The 23,740-nt window shown below is 67.6% G+C and carries 17 protein-coding genes, 1 tRNA gene and 2 pseudogenes; 15 read left to right on the plus strand and 5 right to left on the minus strand.

Features of this window, described 5'->3' with window-relative positions; translation table 11 throughout:
- Window positions 1-4: 4 nt before the first annotated feature.
- The 8 genes from flgG to GGQ62_RS16680 all read left to right on the plus strand — a co-directional run bounded on the left by flgG (window position 5) and on the right by GGQ62_RS16680 (window position 7,491).
- A complete protein-coding gene (gene flgG, locus GGQ62_RS05020) occupies window positions 5-790 on the plus strand; it encodes a flagellar basal-body rod protein FlgG (RefSeq protein WP_152576206.1) in 786 nt (261 codons plus the stop codon).
- Window positions 783-1,451 carry a flagellar basal body L-ring protein FlgH gene (locus GGQ62_RS05025; protein ID WP_152576205.1) on the plus strand — a complete coding sequence of 223 codons (669 nt, stop codon included), beginning with the start codon at window positions 783-785 and terminating at the stop codon, window positions 1,449-1,451. Before flgG ends, GGQ62_RS05025 begins: the two co-directional genes overlap by 8 nt.
- Entirely contained in the window at window positions 1,448-2,530 is a 1,083-nt protein-coding gene (locus GGQ62_RS05030; RefSeq protein WP_152576204.1) for a flagellar basal body P-ring protein FlgI, read from the plus strand. Before GGQ62_RS05025 ends, GGQ62_RS05030 begins: the two co-directional genes overlap by 4 nt.
- Window positions 2,530-2,838, plus strand: a complete 309-nt coding sequence (locus GGQ62_RS05035) for a hypothetical protein (protein WP_152576203.1) — start codon at window positions 2,530-2,532, stop codon at window positions 2,836-2,838. Before GGQ62_RS05030 ends, GGQ62_RS05035 begins: the two co-directional genes overlap by 1 nt.
- Entirely contained in the window at window positions 2,835-4,706 is a 1,872-nt protein-coding gene (locus GGQ62_RS16570; RefSeq protein ID WP_152576202.1) for a flagellar hook-associated protein FlgK, read from the plus strand. Before GGQ62_RS05035 ends, GGQ62_RS16570 begins: the two co-directional genes overlap by 4 nt.
- Window positions 4,703-5,629 (plus strand): flagellin N-terminal helical domain-containing protein, encoded by a 927-nt coding sequence (locus GGQ62_RS16675; protein WP_152576201.1) that lies wholly within the window; start codon window positions 4,703-4,705, stop codon window positions 5,627-5,629. Before GGQ62_RS16570 ends, GGQ62_RS16675 begins: the two co-directional genes overlap by 4 nt.
- 106 nt (window positions 5,630-5,735) lie before the next feature.
- Window positions 5,736-6,602, plus strand: coding sequence for a flagellar motor stator protein MotA (gene motA, locus GGQ62_RS05050; protein WP_152576200.1), 867 nt, complete (start codon window positions 5,736-5,738; stop codon window positions 6,600-6,602).
- A gap of 13 nt (window positions 6,603-6,615) precedes the next feature.
- On the plus strand, window positions 6,616-7,491 hold the full coding sequence (locus GGQ62_RS16680) for a flagellar motor protein MotB (protein ID WP_152576199.1): 876 nt from the start codon (window positions 6,616-6,618) through the stop codon (window positions 7,489-7,491).
- Between the two features lie 6 nt (window positions 7,492-7,497).
- Here the strand turns inward: GGQ62_RS16680 and GGQ62_RS05060 are convergent, their stop codons facing one another.
- Window positions 7,498-9,633: a xanthine dehydrogenase family protein molybdopterin-binding subunit gene (locus tag GGQ62_RS05060; RefSeq protein WP_152576198.1), complete on the minus strand. Its 2,136-nt coding sequence runs from the start codon at window positions 9,631-9,633 to the stop codon at window positions 7,498-7,500.
- Entirely contained in the window at window positions 9,630-10,094 is a 465-nt protein-coding gene (locus GGQ62_RS05065) for a (2Fe-2S)-binding protein (RefSeq protein WP_207790548.1), read from the minus strand. Before GGQ62_RS05065 ends, GGQ62_RS05060 begins: the two co-directional genes overlap by 4 nt.
- Window positions 10,095-10,418: 324 nt before the next feature.
- On the opposite strand from GGQ62_RS05065, the gene GGQ62_RS05070 reads away from it, so the two are divergent.
- From GGQ62_RS05070 to GGQ62_RS05100, 7 genes are all read left to right on the plus strand, one after another.
- Window positions 10,419-13,388 (plus strand): TonB-dependent receptor domain-containing protein, encoded by a 2,970-nt coding sequence (locus tag GGQ62_RS05070; RefSeq protein ID WP_152576196.1) that lies wholly within the window; start codon window positions 10,419-10,421, stop codon window positions 13,386-13,388.
- A 29-nt stretch (window positions 13,389-13,417) separates the two neighbouring features.
- A complete protein-coding gene (locus GGQ62_RS05075) occupies window positions 13,418-14,407 on the plus strand; it encodes a dihydrodipicolinate synthase family protein (protein ID WP_152576195.1) in 990 nt (329 codons plus the stop codon).
- Window positions 14,408-14,466: 59 nt separating this feature from the next.
- Window positions 14,467-16,539 (plus strand): outer membrane protein assembly factor BamB family protein, encoded by a 2,073-nt coding sequence (locus GGQ62_RS05080; RefSeq protein ID WP_243445949.1) that lies wholly within the window; start codon window positions 14,467-14,469, stop codon window positions 16,537-16,539.
- A 32-nt stretch (window positions 16,540-16,571) separates the two neighbouring features.
- The gene (locus GGQ62_RS05085) at window positions 16,572-17,012 is read left to right on the plus strand and encodes a c-type cytochrome (protein ID WP_152577011.1); all 441 of its coding nucleotides are present in this window, start codon (window positions 16,572-16,574) and stop codon (window positions 17,010-17,012) included.
- A 31-nt stretch (window positions 17,013-17,043) separates the two neighbouring features.
- Window positions 17,044-18,129 carry a peptidyl-alpha-hydroxyglycine alpha-amidating lyase family protein gene (locus GGQ62_RS05090; RefSeq protein WP_152576194.1) on the plus strand — a complete coding sequence of 362 codons (1,086 nt, stop codon included), beginning with the start codon at window positions 17,044-17,046 and terminating at the stop codon, window positions 18,127-18,129.
- Between the two features lie 72 nt (window positions 18,130-18,201).
- Window positions 18,202-19,494, plus strand: coding sequence for an aminotransferase class V-fold PLP-dependent enzyme (locus tag GGQ62_RS05095; RefSeq protein WP_152576193.1), 1,293 nt, complete (start codon window positions 18,202-18,204; stop codon window positions 19,492-19,494).
- Window positions 19,495-19,606: 112 nt separating this feature from the next.
- Window positions 19,607-21,199 (plus strand): glycosyltransferase family 39 protein, encoded by a 1,593-nt coding sequence (locus tag GGQ62_RS05100; RefSeq protein ID WP_152576192.1) that lies wholly within the window; start codon window positions 19,607-19,609, stop codon window positions 21,197-21,199.
- Between the two features lie 18 nt (window positions 21,200-21,217).
- On the opposite strand, the gene GGQ62_RS05105 is transcribed toward GGQ62_RS05100, so the two are convergent.
- From GGQ62_RS05105 to GGQ62_RS16065, 3 genes and pseudogenes are all read right to left on the minus strand, one after another.
- Window positions 21,218-21,308: transfer RNA gene (locus GGQ62_RS05105), tRNA-Ser, on the minus strand.
- A gap of 110 nt (window positions 21,309-21,418) precedes the next feature.
- A pseudogene (locus GGQ62_RS16300) lies at window positions 21,419-21,688 on the minus strand (flagellin); the annotation flags it as partial.
- A gap of 1,506 nt (window positions 21,689-23,194) precedes the next feature.
- Window positions 23,195-23,605: pseudogene (locus GGQ62_RS16065) on the minus strand (flagellin N-terminal helical domain-containing protein); the annotation flags it as partial.
- Window positions 23,606-23,740: the final 135 nt, after the last annotated feature.

The following is a 23,740-nucleotide window of genomic DNA, read 5'->3' on the forward strand; positions in this document are numbered from 1 at the left end:
CCGCATGACCAGTGCCCTGCAGATCGCCCGCTCCGGCCTCGACGCGCTCGACCAGAAGATGCGGACGATTTCCAACAACCTCGCCAACGTCAACACCACCGGCTTCAAGCGCGATCGCGCCGCCTTTGTGACGCTGATGTACCAGGATCCGCGCCAGGCCGGCACGCCGTCAGGCGGCGACAGCCAATATGCCACCGGGCTCGGCACCGGCACCGGCGTGCGCGTGACCGGCACCGAGCGCATCCACAGCCAGGGTGCGCTCAACCAGACGAGCAACGCGCTCGACCTGGCCATCGAAGGCGAAGGCTTTTTCGCCGTCGTGCTGCCGGACGGGACGCAGGGCTATACCCGCGACGGATCGTTCAAACTCTCCGCCACCGGAGAGATGGTGACCAATTCGGGGCTGCGGCTGGCAACGCCGATCACCATTCCCGATGGCGCGCAATCGGTCACCATCGCCCCCGACGGCACGGTGTCGGTGACGGTGCCGGGCCAGACGGCACCGGTCGAAGCCGGGCAGATCCAGGTCAGCCGCTTCCTCAACCCCGCCGGCCTCGCGCCGCGCGGCGACAATCTCTACGTCGAGACCGCTGCCAGCGGCACCGCCCAGACCGGCACTCCCGGCGCCGAAGGGGCCGGGTCGCTGCGCCAGGGCGCGCTGGAAGGCTCCAACGTCTCGACGGTGCAGGAACTCGTCGACATGATCGAGACCCAGCGCGCCTATGAGGTCAACGCCAAGGTCATCAACGCCGCCGACGAAATGTCGAAATATGTGACGCAGAATGTCTGACCGGCGCCCCCTCGCGCTGCTGGCATCTGTGCTGTCGCTGGCGCTGTCCGGCTGTGCCGACGAAGGCTTCGGCCGTGCGCCCGGCGTCGCCGCGACCCTGCCGCCGCCACCGCCGCCACCGCGACCGACCAGCGGCAGCCTCTACGACCCCGCCAGCTTCACCAGTCTGGTCGGGGACCGCCGCGCCCGCCGCGTCGGCGATCTCGTCACCATCCTGCTTACCGAACGCACCCAGGCGCGCAAATCGGCAACCTCCGACGCCAGCCGCGACAGCCAGACCGCGCTCGCCTTGCCCGATGCGTCGCCGTTCAACCTTGTCCCCAAGAGCCTGACCTCGGGCGGCACCAAACAGAATTTCAAGGGCGCCGGCTCCGCCGCGCAGGACAACCAGTTGTCGGGCGCGATCACCGTCACCGTCGCCCGCGTGCTGCCCGGCGGCGTGCTGATGGTCGCCGGAGAAAAACGCCTCACCCTCAACCGCGGCGAGGAACAGGTGCAGTTGACCGGCCTCGTCCGCGTCGACGATCTGGGTCCGGACAATAGCATCGTCTCCAGCCGCGTCGCCGATGCCCGCATCCGCTATTCCGGCACCGGCCAGATTGCCGACCAGAGCCGCCAGGGCTGGCTCGCCCGCTTCTTCACCAAGGTCGCACCGCTGTGATCCGCCTGTTCCTGCTGCTGGCGCTGCTCGCTGCCCCGGCGCATGCCGAGCGGATCAAAGACATCGCGCGCTTCGCCGGCGTCCGCGCCAATGCGCTGACCGGCTATGGCGTCGTCGTCGGACTCAGCGGCACCGGCGACCAGAATCTGGAATTCACCATCCAGTCGCTCAAATCCGCCACGGCGCGCCTTGGCGTCCTCATCCCGCCCGGCATCGCGCCGCAGTTGAAGAACGCCGCCGCGGTGATGATCACCGCCGAACTGCCGCCCTTTGCCAAGCCCGGCCAGCGGCTCGATGTCACCGTCTCGGCACTCGGCCAGGCCAAGTCCCTGCGCGGCGGCACGCTGCTGCTGGCGCCGATGCAGGGCGCCGATGGCGAAGTCTATGCGCTGGCGCAGGGCAATCTGGCCGTCGGCGGTTTCGGTGCGGAGGGCAAGGACGGGTCGAAGATCGTCGTCGGCACGCCGTCATCGGGCCGCATCCCCGGCGGCGCCAGCGTCGAACGCGCCGTCGCCTCGCCCTTTGCCGGCGATGCCGCCCTGCGGCTCGACCTGACGGAGCAGGATTTCAGCGCGGCACGCGCGGTCACCCAGACGATCAACCGCGCCATGGGCAGCATCGCCACCACCGACGACGCCGCCACCATTTCCATCCGCGCCCCGGCCGACACCGCCGCGCGCATGGCGCTGGCGGCGCAGATCGAAAGCCTGGAGGTCCGGCTGGCGCCGCCGGCCGCACGCGTCATCGTCAACGCCCGCACCGGCACGGTGGTGATCGGCGGGGAGGTCCGCATCCTTCCGTCCGCCGTCGCCCATGGCAATCTGACCGTCCGCATCACCGAAAACCAGCAGGCCAGCCAGCCCGGTGCCTTTGGCGGCGGCCGCACCGCCGTCACCCAGCAATCGACGGTGGAGGCGGCGGAGGCACCCGGCCGGATGCAGATGTTCCAGCCCGGTGCCAGGCTTGGCGACATTGTCGATGCCGTCAACGCGCTCGGCGCCGCGCCAGGTGACCTGGTCGCCATATTGGAGGCGTTGAAGGCCGCCGGCGCGCTGCGCGCCGAACTGGTGGTGATCTGATGGACCTTGCAACCGCAAGCCCGCTGCCGTTGCCGCGCGTCCGCAGCGAATGGCCGCCGGCCGCGGCACGCCCGGCCGGCGATGCCGCCCGCCAGGCCGAAGTCGCCCACCAGTTCGAAACGCTGATCGCCGAGACTCTGCTGCGGTCGGCCCGCGCCGCCGCCCTGGGCGATGACAGCCTTGGCGGCAGCGACGCCGCCGGTGCCGACAATGTCCGCGCCATGGTCGACCACGCCCGTGCCGAAGCCATCGCCCGGGCCGCGCCGATCGGCGTCGCGCGGCTGTTGATGGCCGACACCCCGCGATGATGGACCTGCTCGCCATCGGCGCCGCCGGCGTGCGCGCCTTCCAGTCGGCGCTGACCCAGGTCGGCGACAATGTCGCCAATGCCGACACCCCGGGCTATGTCCGCCGCAGCGTGCGGATGACCACCGGCCCGGCCGGCGCCGCCACGCCGCTGTCGCGCGACGCCAGCGGCGGCGCCGGCGTCACCGCAAGCGCCATCGTCCGCGCCGGCGATGCGCTCGCCACCAACAGCGCGCGCGTCGCCGCCGGCGACCATGCCCGCTATGCGGCACGCAGCGAATGGCTGGACCGTCTGCAGGGGGTGATGACCGCCAGCGACCTCGACGCGCGGCTCGGCGGCTTCTTCGATGCCGGCACCGACCTTGCCGCGGCGCCCACGTCCACCGCCGCCCGCACCATCTTCCTCGATCGCACCGAACAGGCGGCTGCCGGCTTTCGCAGCCTCGGCACCGGCCTTGCGACGCTGGCCGACGACATCGCCAGCGCCACCACCGAGGCGACAACGACAATCAACGCCATCACCAGCGCGCTGGGCCGGGTCAATTCGGAACTGCGGCGCACCCAGGACGGCGGGTCCGCCGCCAACGGCCTGCGCGATGACCGCGACCGCCTGCTCGCCGAACTCGCCGGCCATGTTCGCATCTCCGTCGAAGACGGCCCCCGCGGCACGGTCACCGTCCGGCTCGGCACCGGCGGTGCGGCGGCGCTGCTGGTCGCCACCGATGGCGCCGCCACCCGCATCGGCGTCCGCGACGGTGCCAATGGCGCCGAAATCGTGCTCGATCCCACCCATGCCGCCATCGCCGTGCGCCTGCCCGCCAGCGGCACGCTGACCGGCCTGGTCGAAGCCGCCCGCCAGGTCGCCGCGGCGCGCACCGACATCGACGTTCTCGCGACCCGGTTCGGCACGGCCGTCAACAGCTGGCACGCCGCCGGTGCCGACGCCAACGGCGACCCCGGCGAACGCCTGCTCGCCACCCGCGATCTCACCATCATCCCCGGCCGCGCCAACGCCGGCCAGGCAGCGCTCGATCTCGGCATCGCCGACGACACGCTGCTGGCGGCCGATGGCTATGTCATGCGCCGCGACGCTGCCGGCTGGACGCTGGCCCGCACCGACGGCAGCGCCAGCGTCTGGGGGCCCGGCGCCCTCACGCTCGATGGCGTCACCGTGCGCCCCGGCAGCGGCGCGCGCGACGGGGACAGCTGGACCCTCGCCCCGGCGGGTCCGGCCTCGGCCCTGTCGCTGCGCCCGATCGGCCCGGCCCGGCTGGCGGTGGCCGATCGCTTCCTCACCGACGCCGCCGCCGGCAACCGCGGCGACGCCCAACTGCTGCTCGCTGCCGACCCCGCGGCGACCGGCTTCGCCCCTGCGGCGCCCTATCGCGTTACCGTCACCGGCCCCGGCGCCGGCATCCTCACCGACATCGCCACCGGCACCACGCTGGCCACGCTGATGCTCGACGGCAGCACGATGACCGGCGCCGGCTTCACCTTCACGCTGGCCGGAACACCGGCGGTCGGGGACAGCTTTCGCATCCTCGCCACCGGCGCCGGCAGCAACGACAATGGCAACGCCCGCGCGCTGGCGCATGTCCGCACCGGCATCGGCCCCGGCGGCACCTTCGAAGCAGCGCTCGACGCCCGCCTCGCCTCGGTCGGTTCGCAACTGTCGGAAAGCAAACGCCTCGAGGCAACGGCATTGGCGGTCCGGGACGACACGGCCGCCGCCGCCGACGCCATCACCGGCGTCGATCTCGACCGCGAAGCCGCCGAACTGACACGGCTGCAGGTCGCCTATCGCGCCAATGCCCAGATCCTGTCGGCGGCGCGCGACATGTTCGATACCATGCTCGGGATCCTGCGGTGACGCAGGTCAACACCCGCGCCGCCCACCTCGCCGCCGTGGCGCGGATGGGCGACCTCAGCCTGCAGCTCGACGGCCTGCAGGGCCAGATCGCCCGCGGGCGTCGGATCGAAACCCCGGCGGATGACCCGGTCGCCTTTGCCCGGGCAGCGCTGCTCCACCGCGAGCAGGCCGCCGCCGCCGCCACCCAGCGCGGCATCGACGCGGCCACCCGCCGTCTGACCGCGACCGACACCGCCATCGAAAGCCTCGACGGCGTCGTCCAGCGCGGTCGCGAACTCGCCCTTCGCGCCAACAACGCTACCCTGTCCGCCGCCGACCGTGAGACCATCGCCACCGAACTGCGCGAACTCGAGGCCCAGGCGCACGGCCTCGCCGACAGCCGCGACAGCGACGGCCAGCGCCTGTTCGGCGGCGCCCTGGGCGATCGCCCCGCCTATATCGTCGATGCCGATGGTGTGGCGCACTGGCAGGGCGGCGGGCGCGCGCCGGCGCTGGCGCTGGCGCTGGGCAGCAGCCAGCTTGCCAGCGCCAGCGAAGGCCCCGCGGTGTTCGGCGTTACCGACGCCATCGCCGGCACGCGCGACCTGTTCGCCAGCTTCACGGCGTTGCGCGCCGCCCTGGCCGAGCCCGATCCCGAAGCACGCGGCGCCGCCATCGCCACCGGCATCGGCGATTTCGACACCCATGTTTCCCGCCTCGCCGATGCCCGCGGCGTGCTGGGGGCGCGGCTGGCGCGGCTCGATTCCGAAACGACGCGGCTCGACAAGGCAAAACTCGCGACCGAAACCGACCTGTCGAAACTGGAAAGCCTCGACATGCCCGCCGCCATCGCCCGGCTGCAGCGCCTGCTGACGGTGCTGGAAGCCGCGCAGGCCAGCTTCACCCGCATCACCAACCTCAGCCTGTGGGACCAGCTGCGCTAACCACCGTTAACCCTGCCGCAGGCTAAGCCCGGCCGCCGCCTCGCCGTAACTCCTGATCGACGCCAGCACGCCATCCGGCCTGGGTTGAGGGAGAGACGGCGCTTCCATGATCTCGGTTCTGGGCCTTGTCGTGCTGATCGTCATGGTGTTCGGTGGCTTTGCGTTGACCGGCGGCAACCTCGGCGTGGTGCTCCACGCGCTTCCCCATGAGATGCTCATCATCGGCGGGGCGGCTGCCGGTGCAACGCTCGTCGCCACCGACCTGAAGGGGATCAAGGCGATGGGCGCCGGCTTTGCCGCCATCGTCAAGGGCCCGCGATACAAGAAAGCCGATTACAGCGCCGCGATCTTCCTGACCGCGCGGCTGATGAAAATGTTCCGCAACGACGGCGCGGTGGCGGTCGAACCGCATATCGAGGACCCCGGGTCGAGCAGCATCTTCGCCGAATATCCGCAGTTCCTGAAAGACCATGTGTTCGTGCACCTGGTCACCGATTCGATCCGCCTGCTGGTCGTCTCCACCGGGACGCTCAGCCCCTATGCGGTCGAGGAGGTCATCGATACCGCGATCGAGACGCATCACACCGCCGCGCTGAAACCCGTCGAGCGGTTGCAGACCATGTCCGACGCGCTGCCGGCGCTCGGCATCGTCGCTGCTGTTCTGGGCGTCATCAAGACCATGGCGTCGATCGACAAGCCGCCCGCCATCCTGGGCGCCATGATCGGTTCGGCGCTCGTCGGCACGTTCCTCGGCGTGCTGCTCAGCTATGGCATTGTCGGTCCGGCGGCGGCGCGGTTGAAGGCGGTGCTGGAAGCCGATGGCGAAATCTACCTTGTCGTTCGCCGCGTCATCGTCGCCAGCCTGAAGGGCCAGCCCCAGCCGCTGGTCATCGAAGCGGCCCGCACCGCCATCGGGCCGGACAACCAGCCGAGCTTCTCCGAAGTCTTCGACGGCCTCAGGGCCGCGCGCTGATGCGAGCGCCGCGGTGAAACCCGAAGGTTCGATCGAACCCGAAATCATCATCAAGCGGGTCAGGGACAAGCACGGCGGCGGTCACCATGGCGGCGCCTGGAAGATCGCCTATGCCGATTTCGTCACGGCGATGATGGCGTTCTTCATGCTGTTGTGGATCATCGGCGCCACCAACGATGACCAGCGCAAGGGCATTGCCGATTATTTCACCCCGACGGTCATCCAGATGAAGAACAGCGGCGGTTCCAACGGCATCATGGGCGGCCGGTCGATCCAGGCCGACGAAGGCTCTGCGCCCCATGTCGCGGTCACCGGGCCGCGCCCCGTGGCGGCGTCGGGCGGCGGCACTCCTGTCGGCGCCAATGCCATTTCCAACGACAAGCACACCGACGCCGGCAAACGCTGCGCCGCCGACGAACGCCGCTTCCGCATGGTCGAACGGCTGATCGCCGCGCGGCTGGCCGGCGACCCGACGCTGCAGGGGCTGAAAGGCCAGGTGCGGCTGATCCGCAACGACGACGGCCTGCGCATCGACCTTGTCGAACGGGCCGATTTCGCCATGTTCGGTGCGGGCACCAGCGTGCTGGGCGCCGAGGCGGCGCTGCTGGTCCGCAGTGTTGCCCAGGCGGTGGCACCGACGCCCAACCAGTTGACGGTGCGCGGTCATACGGATTCGATCGGCTATGCACGCGGCGGCGGCAGCAACTGGAGCCTGTCGACCGCACGCGCCGACGCCACCCGCCGCGCCCTGGTCGATGCCGGTGTCCCCGAAAGCCGGTTCCGGCGCATCGAAGGCGTTGCCGATACCGACCCCTACAACCCCGCCGACCGCACCGATCCGCGCAACCGGCGCATCAGCATCACCGTCCTCAACGCCGGCGCGAACTAAGCCCGGTCAGGCCTTCAGCAGCCGCGGGTCGACCGGCAACCGGCGCAGCCGGACCCCGGTCGCCGCCGCGATGGCATTGACGACGGCCGGGGTGACGGCGGTGGTGCCCGGCTCCCCGATCCCGCCCGGATCGTGGGGGCCGGCAACGATATGCACGTCGATGGCCGGAACCGCATCGATCCGCAGCGGCAGATATTCGTGAAAATTGCTTTCCACGACACGGCCCCTGGCGACAGTGATGTCGCCGTGCAGCACCGCGGTCAGCCCGTACAGCAGCCCGCCTTCGACCTGTGCGACCAGCGTGTCGGGGTTGATGACCAGCCCCGCATCGACGGCGCTGGTGATGCGATCGACCTTGACCGAACCATCCGGAGCAACGCTGACCTCGGCCACGGCTGCCATATAGGATCCAAAGGCCTTCTGGACCGCAACGCCGCGGCCGCGCCGGGCGCCCGGCGCCTGCCCCCAGCCGGCCTTGTCCGCCGCCAGCCGCAGCACCGCCGCCGCGCGCGGTTCGTTGCCCAGCATCGCCAGCCGGAACGCCACCGGGTCGGCACCGGCCCGCGCCGCGAGTTCGTCGATGAAGCATTCGACGGCGTAGATGCTGTTGTTGGGCCCGACACCGCGCCAATAGCCGACATTGACGGCCACCGGTTCGGACCGGACGTAGCGCACCTCCTGATGCGGAATATCGTACAGCAACTCGGTCGCGCCCTCGACATTGCCGCGGTCGAGCCCGTCCTTGGGCGGCTGGCCCGACATCCGCGCCTGCACCGACCCGGCCGCGACCCGGTGGCTCCAGCCGTTGACCCTGCCGCCCTCCAATGTGGCGGCCATGACGTTGCGATAGGCGGGGCGATACATGTCGTGGCGCATGTCCTCCTCGCGCGTCCACACGATCTTGACCGGACCCCCGCCCGCCTCGGCGACCCTTTGGGCAATCCGCACGGCGTTGGTGACCATGTCGATATCGAGCCGCCGGCCAAAGGCGCCGCCGAGCATGTGGTTGTTGAGGATGATCTTTTCGGGCGGCAGGCCGAGCACGGCGGCCGCCGCGGCGCGAGCGCGGGTCTGCACCTGGGTGCCCATCCAGATCGTGCAGCGATCGGGTTCGACATGGACAGTGGCGTTGAGCGGCTCCATCGGCGCATGGGCAAGGAACGGCAGCTCGTAATCCGCCTCGATCCGGCCACCGCTGGCGAGCGCCTTGCCGGCGTCCCCCTTGCTGTGCGCGGCCACGCCGGCGCCGTTTGAGTCGGCGCGCAATTTCGTCCAGATCGCGGCGGAATCGAGCGCTGCATTGTCGCCGTCGTCCCAGGTCACGGCAAGCGCCTCGACGCCCTTCATCGCCGCCCACATATGGTCGCCGACCACGGCGACGAGATCATCGAGCAACACCACCTGGCGCACGCCGGGCACGGCGCGCGCCGCCGCCGCGTCCGCTGTCTTCACCTTGCCACCGATGACCGGTGCCATCGCCAGCGTGGCGACGCCGGCGCCCGGGATGCGGACGTCGATGCCATAGGTTGCCGCGCCGGTCAGCTTCGCCGGGCTGTCGAGGCGCTTTGCCGAGGTGCCGATGAGGCGGAAATCGGCGGGTGATTTCAACGGCGCCGGCGTGGCGGGTGGCGGCAGGGTCGCCGCCGTCGCTGCAAGACTGCCATAGGTGGCCCGGCGGCCCGTCGCGTCGTGCACCACCACCCCCGCCTGCGTCCGGCAGCTGGCAGGATCGACACCCCAGCCCTTCGCGGCAGCGGCAACCACAAGCGCCCGCGCATCGGCACCCGCCTGGCGCAGCACCGGCACGAAACCGGATCGGATCGACGACGAACCGCCGGTGCCCTGGCGCTTGCGCGGGCCGCCGTACAGAAGGTCGTCGGGCGGTGCCTGTTCCAGGGCGATGCGGTCCCAGGCGATGTCGAACTCCTCGGCGAGGATCTGGCTGTGGGCGGTGTGGATACCCTGCCCCATCTCCTGCTGCGGCATCACCAGCGTCACCATGCCGTCCGGCGCGAGCCGGATGAAGGCGTTGGGCGCGAACCGGTCCGCGCCGGCCGCACCGAGCGGAAAGCCGAGCAGCAGCGCACCGCCGGCGCCGGCGGACACCTGGAGCAACGCGCGGCGCGAGACGATGGCGTTCATGCCCGGTTGCCCTGCGCCGCGGCCTTGATCGCGGCGCGGATGCGCGGATAGGTGCCGCAACGGCAGATATTGCCCGCCATGCTGGCGTCGATGGCGGCGTCGTCGGGCCGCGGAGTCGCCGCCAGCAGCGCCGTGGCCTGCATGATCTGGCCGGGCTGGCAGTAACCGCATTGCGCCACCTCGCCGTCGCGCCAGGCGGTTTGCACCGCCTTGCCGACCGGCGTGGCGCCGACGCCTTCGATCGTGGTGATGGCGCCCTTGCCAACGTCAGACAATGCCAGTTGGCACGATCGCACCGCTTGCCCATCGACATGAACCGTGCAGGCGCCGCAGGCGGCGATGCCGCAGCCATATTTGGTGCCGGTCAGGCCGATGATGTCGCGCAACACCCACAGCAGCGGCATGTCGGCCGGGGCATCGACGGTGTGCGGCCTGCCATTGACCTTCAATATCGCTTTCACGCCGATGCCTCCCCTGCCGCATGCCGGCCGCGCTGCCTGTGGCCGCTCGGCACGCCCCGATCTTCATTGCACTTTAGCGTCAGATTGGCCGCTGAATATTGCAACACTGCAATCAAAACCGCGTGACGACATGCAAATCTGATGACGTCAGTTGATTCGCCGGGGGGCTTTATCGAGACCAGTCAAGACACGCAGGGACGGCCGCTGCCGGTGTAACACACCCGACAGCCCCGCCCATCACACACGCCAACAGGACAGCGCCGGACGGGCCGCAAAGACGGTCCGCCGCGCAAAAGAAGTCTGTAGATCTTTGGGGGGAAAACCATGCTGCATCGCGCCACACGCGCCACCGTGTCACGACTCGCGCTCGTCACGACCTTTCTGACACCCATGGCCGCCATGGCCCAGACTCCGGGGCCGGCGCCGGCCGATCCGGCAACCACACCGACCTCGACAGCTTCAGCGCAGGCCGATGCACCCGCGGTCGATGACGCCATCGTCATCACCGGCTCCCGCATCGCTGCCGCTGGCTATACCGCGCCGACACCCGTCACGGTCGTGGGGGAAGAGATCATCCAGCGCGACGCCCGCGCCACCATCGGCGACACGATCCGCGAACTTCCGGCGGTGGGGGCGTCCTCGTCGCCCAACAACACCTCGGGTGCCGGCAACATCGTCGCCGGCGTCACCGGGCTGGATACCGTCAACCTGCGCAACCTGGGGGTGACGCGCACCCTGGTCCTGTTCGACGGGCAGCGCGTGGTGCAATCGAATGTCACCGGACAGATCGACATCGGCACCATCCCCACGGCGCTGGTCCAGCGCATCGACGTCGTCACCGCCGGTGCATCGGCGGCCTGGGGATCGGACGCCGTGTCGGGCGTCGTCAACCTGGTGCTCAACAAGCAGTTCGACGGCGTGCGCGGCAGCATCGAAGCCGGCGACACGTCCGAATTCGACCGCTTCAACTATCGGGCGCAGCTGGCGATCGGCAAGGGCTTCAACGACGACCGCGGCCGCATCATCGTGGCGGGCAATTTCTTCGACGCGCCGAGCAATGTCTTTGCCAACCAGCGCAGCTGGAACCGCTACACCCAGCTGGTCAACAACCCGGCCTATACAGCGTCGAACAACGAGCCGCGGCTGATCCATGCCGACAATGTCAACCTGTCCGGGGCCACCACCGGCGGCCTGATCGTCGGCGGCTGCCGCGCTGCGATCACCGCAACGGGCGCCTGCCCGGCCGGCGGCTCGGCCTCGCCCGGGGCCTTGCTCAACCAGCAGTTTACCGGCGCCAACGGCCAGCTGGCGGCCTTCCCGATCACCAATGTCTCGGGCCAGGTGGCCGCCAACGCCGAAACCCTGCAGGCTTCGCTCAACAATCTCGCCATCCGCTATCGCACCACATCGGTCTTCGGCCTGCTGAGCTATGATTTCGCCGATTGGCTGAAGGTGTCGGTGCAGGGCAATTACGGCACCACCTTCTCGCGCAACAATTCGGTGCCGTTCATCCGCATCGGCGCGCAGGCACCACTGATCCGGGTCGACAACCCCTATCTGCCCGATGCGGTCGGGTCGCAGATGGTGGCATCGGGGCTGACCGGGATCAACGTCGGCACCACCAACATCAACAACGCCACCGCCGACACCCTGTCCTACGACAATTTTGTCACCAACAGCGTCGGCGTGCCGGTGGCAACAACCGACCGGACGCTGAAGCGCGGTGTCATCAGCCTCGATGGCGATCTCGGCAGCGGCTGGTCGTACAACGCCTATTTCCAGCGCGGCGAAGTCACCGTTTTCCAGCAGACGGAATCGAACGCCATCGTCGGCAATTTCAACAAGGCGGTCGACGCGGTGCGCAATTCGGCAGGGCAGATCGTCTGCCGTGTAAACGCCGATGCCAATGCCGCCAACGACGACCCGGCGTGCGCACCGCTCAACATCCTGGGCACCGGCGTCGCATCGCAAGCCGCGATCCGCTACATCAACGTCGCGCCGGGGCAGAATTTCCAGCGCCAGGTGCTCGCGCAGAATGTCGGCGCCGTGTCGCTGCAGGGGACTTTGCCCTTCGGCCTGCCGGCCGGCAACATCGCGCTGGCGGTCGGGGCGGAGGCGCGCAGCGAAAAGGGCACGATCACCAACGATCCGGGCGCCCAGGCCCGCCTCTATTCGGTCGCCAATTTCCCGTCCTTCGCCGGCCGCTACAACGTCAAGGAAGCCTTTGCCGAAGTCGATGTGCCGCTGATCAAGGACAGCTTCATCGACGCGCTCAACTTCAACGGCGCCATCCGGGTCACCGATTATTCGACCAGCGGATCGGTGACGACATGGAAACTGGGCGGCACCGCCGACATCAACGAGGCGATCCGTATTCGCGGCACCGTTTCGCGCGATATCCGGGCGCCGAACCTCAACGAGTTGTTCAGCACCGGCCTTTCGACGTTGAGCTCGGCGATCTCGCCCGGCACCGGCACCAATGTGTCGATCTTCACCTTCGCGTCGGGCAATGCCGATCTGCAACCCGAAGTGGCCCGGACCTATTCCGCCGGCGTCGTGCTGCGCCCGGCGTCGCGGTTCAACATCTCGGTCGATTACTACAACATCAACCTCAGCGGCGCGATCGTCAGCGTCGGTTCCAACGAGGTCCTGTCGCGTTGCAACGCCGGGGAGACGATCTTCTGCAGCCAGCTGGTCTTTGCCGGGCCCATCGGTTCCAACGGCCAGCCGCTGCTCAGCCAGATCAACACCTTTCCGGAAAACATCGCCAGCCTGAAAACCTCCGGCATCGATTACCAGGCCGATTATACGATGCCGCTGTTTGCCGGCAGCCTGCAGATGCGGCTGCTCGGCAACTATATCCTCCAGTTGCGCCAGGAACAGCTGGGCAACACCTATGTCCTCGATGGGGCCATCGGGCCGGACAACCCGGGCGGCACCGGCTTTCCCAAGGCGCGCGCCACCTTCAGCGCCACCTATAACCAGGACGGGCTGTCGGCGACGGCGCAGACGCGCTTCATCGGTGCTGCCAGGCTGGTGTCGAACTGGACGGCGAAGGACGTCGACAACAATCGGGTGCCGCCGATCGCCTATGTCGACCTGCGCGGTTCGTACCAGATCAACGACACCATCCAGGTCTTCGCCACCGTCGACAATCTGCTCAACCAGGCCCCGCCGAATGTCGCGGCTTCGCCGACCCAGGGGCAGACATCCTATTACTTTACCCCGATTTCGGGCATCATCTACGACGCGCTAGGTCGGCAATACCGCGGTGGGGTCCGCGTAAAATTCTGATCGGCCGGCGCCAAAAAAGGGGAGAGACCATGATCGAGACCACGCGCAGGGACGCGCTCGGATTGTTTGGCGGCCTGGCCGCCGCCGGACTGATGGGGGCCAACGCCGTACAGGCCGCGCCCAAACTCGGCAGCGCCAAAAAGACGCTTTATTGGGTGGCGTCGGTGACGCCCTGCAACAGGAGGGGCGATTTCGACCCCGGCGCCATGGCCGACATCATGGCGTGGCACAAGAAATGCGGCGCCGATGGCGTCGTCGTCCTCGGCACCTCGGGCGAATTTCCGTCCTTCTCGCTGAAGGAACGCCGCTTCATTGCCGAAACCGTGCTCAAGCATCGCAACGGCATGAACATCATCGTCGGCCCCGGCACCACCAACATCATCGAAACGACGGAGCTTGCCAGGCACGCGCAGGACAACGGCGCCGACGGCCTGCTCGTCATCCCGCCCTTCTACTTCAACGAACCGCCGCTCGAAGGGCTGACCGACTATTACAAGCGCCTGTTCGACGCCGTGTCGATCCCGATCAACCTCTACCACATCCCCGGCACCAGCGAGGTTTCGATCACCATCGATCTGCTCAACAATCTGAAAGGCTATAACAACCTCGCCGGCATCAAGGATTCCTCGGGGTCACCCGAAGGCTATGCCAGGTTCGTTGCCGCCTTTCCCGAGCTCAACATGCGGTGCGGAACCAACAACAATCTCGAAGTCGCCCTCAACAACGGCATGGGCACGATCCTTGCCGACGGCAACCAGTTCAGCGCGAAATGCGCCAATATCTTCAAGGCGTTTCATGCCGGCGGCGACTGGAAGGCGGAACTGGCCAAATTGCGGACGGCGCAGCGCACGATGCGCGACGCCAATCTGGGCGCGAACACCTATGCGACGATGAAGTTCATCCTGTCGCAGGAAATGGGCGGACCGGAAATGTTCACCCGCACGCCGATGCCCCAATTGACCGATGCCCAGCGCGCCTCGCTCAAGGCGGCGCTCGCCAAGGTCAACGCAATGGGATGACGACGGGCTGCGACCCTGCCGACCATTGCCGCAAATGATGTCCAGAGGGACTTTCCGAGATGATGCAGACACGCAATTTTCTGGTGCTGGCAGCGCTGCCGGCGTTGCTGGCAGGGACCAGTGCGCTCGCCCAGCTCAACGGCACCGCCGTCGTGCGCAAGACCGGTGCCAACACCGTCAACTGGCCGACCTACAACGCCGATCTGGCCGGCAGCCGCTATCTGCCGCTCGACCAGGTCAACGCCGACAATTTCAAGGACCTGGAAATCGCCTGGCGGTTCAAGACCGACATGTTCGGCAGCCGGCCGGAATATAAGCTGGAGGGCACGCCGCTCGCCGTCGACGGGATTGTCTACGCCACTGCCGGCACCCGCCGCGCCGTCGTGGCGCTGAACGCCGTCACCGGCGAACTCCTGTGGTCGTTCAGCCTGCATGAAGGCAAGCGCAGCGCCGAAAGCCCGCGCGCGCTGTCAGGGCGCGGGCTGTCCTACTGGAGCGACGGCAACAAGCGCCGGATCCTCTACACCACCATCGGCTATCGTCTTGTCAGCCTCGACGCCGATACCGGCCAGCCGGACCCCGAATTCGGGGAGAACGGCATCGTCGACCTGAAGAAGAACTGGGACCAGGAGATCAAGGACCTGGAAACCGGTGAAGCCGGTGTCCATTCGGCGCCCGCGATTTCGGGCAACACGATCATCATCGGCGCCGCCTTTCGCGAAGGTTTCACACCCGTCAACCACAACAACACAAAGGGTTATGTCCGCGCCTTCGACGTGCGCACCGGCAAGCGGCTGTGGACCTTCCACACCATCCCGAAGCCGGGCGAGTTCGGCTATGACACCTGGCTCAACAACAGCGCCGATGTTACCGGCAACGCCGGTGTTTGGACGCAGGTGTCGATCGATCCCGACCTCAACCTGGCCTATCTGAACGTCGAGTCCCCGACATCGGACTTTTTCGGCGGCCAGCGTCCGGGGCCCGGCCTGTTCGGCAACAGCCTTGTCGCGGTCGACCTGACCACCGGCCAGCGCAAATGGCATTATCAGCTGATCCACCACGAAATCTGGGATCTCGACAACAGCTCGGCACCGTTGCTGATGGACGTCACGGTGGGTGGCAAGCCGCGCAAGGTCGTCGGCGTGCCGTCGAAACAGGGCTTTTTCTACGTCTTCGATCGCGCCACCGGCAAACCGGTGTGGCCGATCAACGAAGTCAAGGTGATGCAGGGCAATGTGCCGGGCGAATGGTATTCGCCGACCCAGCCGATCCCGACCAGGCCTGTCGCCTATGCCCGCAACGGCTTCAGCGAAAACGACCTGATCGACTTCACCCCGGAACTGCGCGCCAAGGCCAGGGAGGTCGTCAAGCGCTACCAGCTCGGCGGCGTTTATACGCCGCCGATCGTCAGCACCAAGGACAAGCTCGGCGTCATCAACAATTGGGCACAGGGCGGCACCAACTGGCCGGGCGGGTCGTTTGATCCGGAAACCGGCGTCGCCTATGTCTATGCCTGTGGCGCCTGCATATCGTCCACCGGCCTGCAGCCGGGGCCCAGGGGGATGACCAATCTCGATTTCGTCGTCGGTGTCGACGGACAGCCGGTGTCGATGATCCGCGGGCCCGGCGAGGGTGCCGGCGCCGACAGCCCGGCGCCGCCGCCCGCTGCCGGCGGCGGCGCGAACATCCCGCGGCTCGCCGTCGACGGCCTGCCGCTGGTCAAGCCGCCCTATGGCGCGATCAATGCGATCGACGTCAACAAGGGAGAGATCAAATGGCAGGTCGCCCATGGCGAAACGCCCGATTTCGTCCGCAACAACCCGGCACTGAAGGGCATGACCATTCCGCGCACCGGCCAATCGACCTATCAGATCGGCACCCTGGTCACCAAGACTCTGGTCATCGCCGGCGAAAACCAGGTCACGACGACGCCCGATCGGCCGCGCGGCGCCATGTTGCGCGCCTATGACAAGAAGACCGGCAAGGAAATGGGGGCGGTATTCATGCCCGGTCCGCAAAGCGGTTCACCGATGACCTATTCGGTCAACGGCAAGCAATATGTCGTCGTTGCCACCAGCGGCGGCACCAGTTCGGGCGAATATGTCGCCTACACGCTGCCCAATACCAAATAGGCCAGTAATGAATGGGAGTGTCGCCTGTGCTGATGCGTAACCTAGCCGCTGTTGCTGCCGTCGCTTTGTCGGCGGGTGCGCTGCACGCCCAGGCGACAACCAAATCGGTGTGGGAGGGGATTTATGCCCCCGAACAGGCCGATCGTGGCCAGGCGCAATATACCCAGCGGTGCGCCGCCTGCCATGGCGTGACGCTGGGTGGCACCGGCGAGGCGCCGGCGCTGACCGGCGGCGAGTTCGTCTCGCACTATGACCAATTGTCGGTCGGCGACCTGTTCGAGCGCGTCCGCACGACGATGCCGCAGAACGACCCCGGCACGCTGACGCGCGACCAATATGCCGATGTCGTGGCGTTCCTGCTCAAATCCAACGGCTTTCCGGCAGGCTCCACCCCGCTCGACAGGCGCACGGAGGTGCTGGCGACCATCGGCATCCAGGCGCAAAAACCGGCGGCGGCACAATCAGGCAAATGACGCGGGCCAACCGCGACCTTGGGGGACTGGAATGACACGAATGATCGCAGCGCTGCTGGCTGGCCTGGCCGCGGCCGCCCTGGCTCCGGCCGGCGCCCGGCAAGCAAGCGGACCGTCCACTTATACGGTCGACAAATTGCCGCCGCCCGGACCGATGGTGCCCGACCCGAACACCTATCCCAATGGCTTCACCGCCGACACGGGGTTCTTCAAGCTGCCGGCCGGTCGCACAATGGGGTCGACAAGCGCCGTCGCCGTCGACAGCAAGGGGCAGGTCTGGGTGGCGGAGCGCTGCGGCGCCAACAGCTGCGCCGGTTCGGCGGTCAACCCGATCATGGTGTTCGACCGCGACGGCAACTTCATCCGGGACTTCGGCGGCGGCCTGACCGTCTTCCCGCACGGCTTCTACATCGATCCGCAGGACAATATCTGGCTTACCGACGCCCGTATCGCCAATGGCGCCGGTGGCCAGGTCCTCAAGTTCAGCCCTGACGGCAAGCTGCTGCTGGCACTTGGCACCAGGGGCGTCGCCGGCACCCGCGGCAACAGCTTTACCGAGCCCAATGCTGTCGTCACGGCAAAGGACGGCACGATCTTCGTCGCCGATGGCCATACCCCCTACAAGGGCATCGCCCGAATCGTGAAGTTCGCGCCCGACGGACGCTATCTTGGTGAATTCGGCACGCCCGGCAAGGATCGCGGCCAGATCGAGGTGCCGCACGCGCTGGCGATCGACAGCAAGGGCCGGCTGTTCGTTGCCGACCGCTGGAACAACCGCGTCTCGATCTTCACCCAGGACGGCAAATTCATCGATGCCTGGACCGGCTTCGGCCGGCCGAGCGGCATCGCCATCGACCGCAACGACATTCTCTATTCCGCCGATTCCGAAAGCCGCACCCCGGTCGGCTACGGCTATAATCCCCGCTGGAAGCGCGGCATCCGTATCGGCAGCGTCCGCGATGGCAAGGTCACCGCCTTCATCCCCGATCCCGAGCCCGATCCCGACAAAGGCGCCACCAGCGGCGCCGAAGGCATCGCCGTCGACGGCGACGGGGTCATCTACGGTGCGCAAGTGAAAGAACGCCAGGTGGCACGCTACACGCGGGCAAAACCGTAACGATCGGCCTTTGCGTCCGTCCCCCGGTCCTCTAGCGTCGGCACGCAGCCGGCTCGACTGCAATCGGGGGTGATGGTGACGGACAACGACAAGGGTGTTTCACGCCGTGCGGCGATGATCGGCGCAGCCGGCCTGACTGCTGCCGCGGTCGTGCCGGTCCGGGCGGCGGCGACGCCGCCATTGGCCGCCGATGACGAGGCCGGCTGGGCGCGGATCGCCGCGCAATATCCGGTCACGCGCGCCATCACCCAGCTGGAAAATGCCTATTGGGGCAGCATGGCGACGCCGGTGCAGGGGGCCCACCGCGCCATCCTTGAAAAGCTCAATCGCGACAACAGCTGGTATGCCAGGCGGGCCATGGTCAAGGACCAGGCGGCGGCGCGGGAGCGCGCCGCGGCGGCGATGGGCGTCGAACCCGAGGAAATGGCCTTCTGCCGCAACGCCGCCGAAGGCTTGTCGGCGCTGATCAGCCAGTTCCGCGACGTCGGCCCCGGTGACCGCATTCTCTATTCCGACACCGATTATGAATCGACGCAGGGCGCCATGGTCTCGCTGGCGCGCAGCCGCGGTGCCGAGGCGGTGAAGATCCGGCTACCGCGGTCCGTCACGCATGACAATGTCATCGCCGCCTATGCCGCGGCCATCGCCGCCACGCCCAAACTCAAACTCGTTCTGCTGACTCATATGAGCCACCGCGCCGGGCTGGTACTGCCCGTCGCCGCGATCGTCCCGCTGGCGCGCGCCAGGGGTGCCCAGGTCATCGTCGACGCGGCGCAGAGCTTTTACCAGTTCGATTTCAAGCTGCCCGACTTCGGCGCCGATTTCGTCGGCATGAACTTTCACAAATGGGTGGGCGCGCCGGTCGGCGTGGCAGGCATCTGGATCCGCAAGGGGCACACCGATGCCATCGCCCCCTCCCCGGCCGAGCCCAATGCACCCGTCACCTCGGTCGAAGCACGGGTCCACCAGGGCACGGTCGATTATGCAGCGCAGCTGACCGTGCCGGCGGCGCTCGATTTCCAGCGGACGATCGGCAATCCGGCCAAGCTGGCGCGGCTGCAATATCTGCGCAACCGCTGGGTCGCGCCGCTGCGTGGGCAGGACGGGCTGGAGATCCTGCTGCCCGACGATGTGCGGCTGCATGGCGCCACGACGTCGTTCCGCATCCGCGGGCGCACCAGCGTTGCCGACAATATCGCCATCACCGACGCATTGCTCGACCGGTTCGGGATCATGACGGTCTATCGGTCCGGCTTGTCCGATGGCGCGTGCGTGCGCGTCACGCCGTCGCTGTTCACCACCCCGGCCGAAGTCGATCGCATCGTGCCGGCGCTGCGCACCCTGGCGAGCGAGCTTGCCAGATGATCCCGCGAAGCACCTGACCCCACCAGCCTTGCCCTCGTCGGATGGCTTCGTTAAGATTCGTTAACGACCACGGCAACGGGGGTAGCCGGTTCGCATGCACGCCAATCCTGAAATGTCCCATCCAAAGCAGGGTGCTGCGCCGCTGGCGCCGGGTTGGCTGGGGGCCGCGATCTTATCGGCCGTCGTTGTCGCCGTCATCCTACGGTTGATCCGGGTCAATGCCCTGCCCTTGTGGACGGACGAGGCTTACAGCGTCTGGTTTGCAAGCCAGTCGATACCCTATCTGTGGACGGTGTTGCCGACGTTCGAACCGCATCCGCCCTTTTATTACACATTGCTCCATTACTGGATCATGGCCTTCGGGACCGGCGAGGCGGCACTGCGCAGTCTCTCGTTGCTTGCCGGGCTTCTGGCGATGCCGTTCGTCTATCTGTCCACGCGGAGCGCAATCGCCAATTTGGGCGCCGTTTATCGACCGAGCCCCGTCATCGCCGCCTGCATCTTCGCAGTGAGTGCGCTCCAGATCGAGTTTGCCGTGCAGGCACGGCCCTATAGCCTGTTCTACCTCGCCGTCGCGATCGCCCTGTTCGGGGCCCTGGAGACGGTTCGGGACGCGCGCCGCATGACGGGTTGGGTTTGCCTCGCGACGGGCATGGTGCTGACCAGCTGGCTGCACGCGGTCGGGACCTTCTACATCTTCGCGCTGGCGCTCGGTCTCGGGATCGGCTGGGCAACGGGCGATCGCAAACCGATGGCCCTGGGCAGGCTCATCGCCGTTCTGGCAATCGTGGCGATCCTTTATGCGCCCATTGTCCTCTCGCTTTCGCAGCGCGCGGGCGACTGGTCGTCAAGCAGCTGGTTGACGGCGCCGACGGCCTGGACGACGCGCCTTGCGATCGTCCGGCTCTTCGGCGTGGAGGTCGCCGAATATCGTCACCTGGGCGAATTTCTGACCCTCGCCGCGATCGGTGTTGCCGGCTTCGGTGCCGTCAGGCTGTTTCGGGTCGATCGCGGCGCGGCGATCGTTCTGGTGACGCTGTGGGTCGTCCCGTTCGTGACGTCGCTTGTCGTCAGCATGACGGTCGCCCCGGTGTTCCTGATGCGGACGATGCTGCCGATCACCCTTCCCTTTCTGGTGCTGCTCAGCATCGGCCTGTGTGCCGTCGCGCCGCGCCGGCCGCTCGTGGCAGGCACGGCGGCGCTGGCCATGTTCGGCCTCGGCACCGCAGCTTTCTTCGCCCGGCCGATGTTGGAGGATTGGCGGGGGGCAGCGCATTTCCTCGCCGACAATGTCGGTGCGGATGACCTCATCGTCGCACAGCCCAACGAGGCCGCCTTGCCGCTCGGCTATTATCTCGGACAGGCAAACCCGCGTCTCCACATTCGGCCGCTGCCGGCGCCGTTTCCGGCACTGGCGCTGCCCAACCCCTATCCGTCCGGCGGTGTGGGGGTGCCGGGATTGATCGAAAGCGATGTGACCGCCCTGCTGCGCGAGGGTCGCACGCGCCGCGCCCCGGTCATCTGGACCGTATCGCGCCGCGCGGATCTGTTCGACCCGCATGATTATCTGGCAGCGGCGCTCGGTTCGGATCGCCCGGCGACCCGTACAACGTTCGGCGCCATCAGCATCGATGCCTATCGAAGCCGCCCGCGCGCCGGCGCAGCCACGGGCGGATTGCCGCCCGATCGCTCGCACGCCGGGTGATGCACCCCTGCAAGCCAATGGCGGATCGGCAGGGATTCGAACCCTGGAGGAGCTTTGGACCCCTACACACTTTCCAGGCGTGCGCCTTCGACCACTCGGCCACCGATCCGTTGGCGCGGCGATAGCAAGCCGGGGCGGGCGCGTCCATCTTTGTGACGTACGGAAAAAAGGGCGGTGCCGCGCGGCACCGCCCTTGTTCGCATCCGGCCCTCCCCGAACTTACCGCAGCAGCGACATCACCTGCTGTTGCGACTGGTTGGCCTGCGCCAGCATCGCCTGCGCCGCCTGCCCGAGCACCTGCGCCTTGGCGAGGTTGGTGGTTTCGGCCGAGAAATCGGCATCGACGATGCGCGACCGCGACGCGACCAGATTGGTCGAGTTCGACGTCAGATTGTTGACCGTCGCTTCCAGCCGGTTCTGGACGGCACCGAGATTGGCACGGTCGAGGCTGACCGACCCCAGCGCTTCATCGATCGACGCCAGCGCGGCGGTGGCGCCTTCCTGCGTCGACACGTCGATGTCCTTGACCTTCAACCCGCCGGCATCGGTGCCATAGCTGTTTTCTTCAAAGCCGAGGCTGCCGAAGTTGGAGGCCGTGCCATAGGCGAGGCTGCCGGCCGCGACATTGATCGTCTTGGCCGATTCGAGCCGCACCGTCGCATAGGCGGTCTGGACGCTGTCCCCCGAAATGTCGGTGGTGTCGGCAACCCCCAGCACCGTGTAGCTGGTGTTGGTGCCGTTGATGGTGGCACCGCCCAAGCCAAAGTTTGCCGCAGTCGCTTCGCCACTGTCGAGCCAGGCACTGACGTTGCGGCCGTCCGCCGCCGTCAGCGACAGGCCGCCACGGCCATTGTCCGTCGCCTCCACCCCGGTCAGCCCGCTGTATTTGTTGATTTCCTTGGCGACGTTGGCGCGCGTCGCCTGGGCGCTGTCGTTCTGGTCGAGCGCGATATCCATGCTGACCCCGTTGATTACCAGCGTCGCCGTGGCACTGGTGCCGATCACGGTCGTCGTCGCGCCGTCGATGGTCAGCGCATTGGCCTTGGCGGTGACGCCGGTCTGGTCGCTTGCGGCGTTGATGGCGTTGGCGATGGCGATCGCGCTGCCCGCCTTTTTCGACGATGCCGCCGTGTCGTCGGAGAAAGTGTCATCCTCGCTGGCGCCGGCGCGGATGGCGACGCCATTGATCGACACATCGCCGTTGTTGAGCGTGCGCGCTGTCGCGGCGGTGGTGGCAACGGCGCGAACGTCGCTCGATACCGTCGAGACTCCGCGCTCGAAGGTGCCGGCAGCAAGGCCGGAGCGGCTGAGCCGCCCGGAGCCGGTGGTGCCGATCTCGATCGGATTGCCGTTTTCCGAGACCAGCGAATAAGTGCCCGACTGGCCGCCGACCTTCACGCCGGTCGCCGCTGCGGTCAATGTCGTCACGCTGGTGACGATGTTGCGGCCGTCGGCGGCTTCCAGCCGCAGCCCGGCATTGTCGTCGCCGGTGTCAATGGCGCGCACGCCGGTCTGGCCGCTGATGGCGTTGATGGCGTCGGCGACGGCCTTGCGGCTTTGCGCGGCATTGGTGGTGGTGGTGATCGAATCCGTGGTCACCCCGTTGATCGTGACCGTGCCCGTCAGCGCCGCCGCCGTCATCGCGGTGCCGGTCATCGTGGTCTTGCCGACGACGGCCCGCACGCCGGTCTCGCTGCTGGCGCGATTGATCGCGGCCGCCTTGGCAAGCGCCGACGAGGCCTTGTCCGACGAGGAGACATTGTCGTCGTCGCCCGAGCTCGACCCGATGGTGACGCCGTTGATGACAAGGTCGCCGGAATTGAGCATCTGGTTGGCGGTCAGGTTGGACGCCGTCGCCTCATAGCTGCCGGTCGCCGTCAGCGCGGCGGTGCGGCCGGTGCCCAGATCGCTGGCGCGGGTCGACCCGATGGCGAAGGTGACGGTCTCGCCGGCGCGGCTGCCGGTCTGCAGCAACAGCTTCTTGGCCGAACCATCGAGCAGCTTGATGCCGTTGAAGTTGGTGCGCGCGCCGATGCTGTCGATCTCGCCGGTCAGCTGCTTGACTTCGGCCTGCAGCGCCTTGCGATCGTCGCCGGTGACGGTGCCGTTGCTCGCCTGGACGGCGAGTTCGCGCATGCGCTGCAGCATGTTGGTGACCTCGCCCATGGCGGTTTCGGCCGTCTGCGCCAGGCTCATCCCGTCATTGGCATTGCGGATGGCAACGGCGAGGCCGCGGACATCCGACGTCATGCGCTGCGAGATGGCGAGGCCGGCGGCATCGTCCTTGGCCGAATTGATGCGCAGTCCGGTCGACAGCCGCTCCATTGCTGTTGCCAGGCTGTTCTGGGCGACGCGCTGGCCCGACTGGGCCGTGAGGGCAGACAAATTGGTGTTGATAACCGTCATGATCGTAACTCCCGCTTCGGTTCCCCGGCCTCCGCGAGGGTCGCGGGGCGCCGTGAGCCAATAAGCGGCGGCGGATCGCAGAATTTAACACCTGCCCCCGACTTTTGGCCTATGACCGAAAGATGAGCCCCACTG

The organism is Polymorphobacter fuscus (assembly GCF_011927825.1).
Classification (GTDB): Bacteria; Pseudomonadota; Alphaproteobacteria; order Sphingomonadales; family Sphingomonadaceae; genus Sandarakinorhabdus; species Sandarakinorhabdus fusca.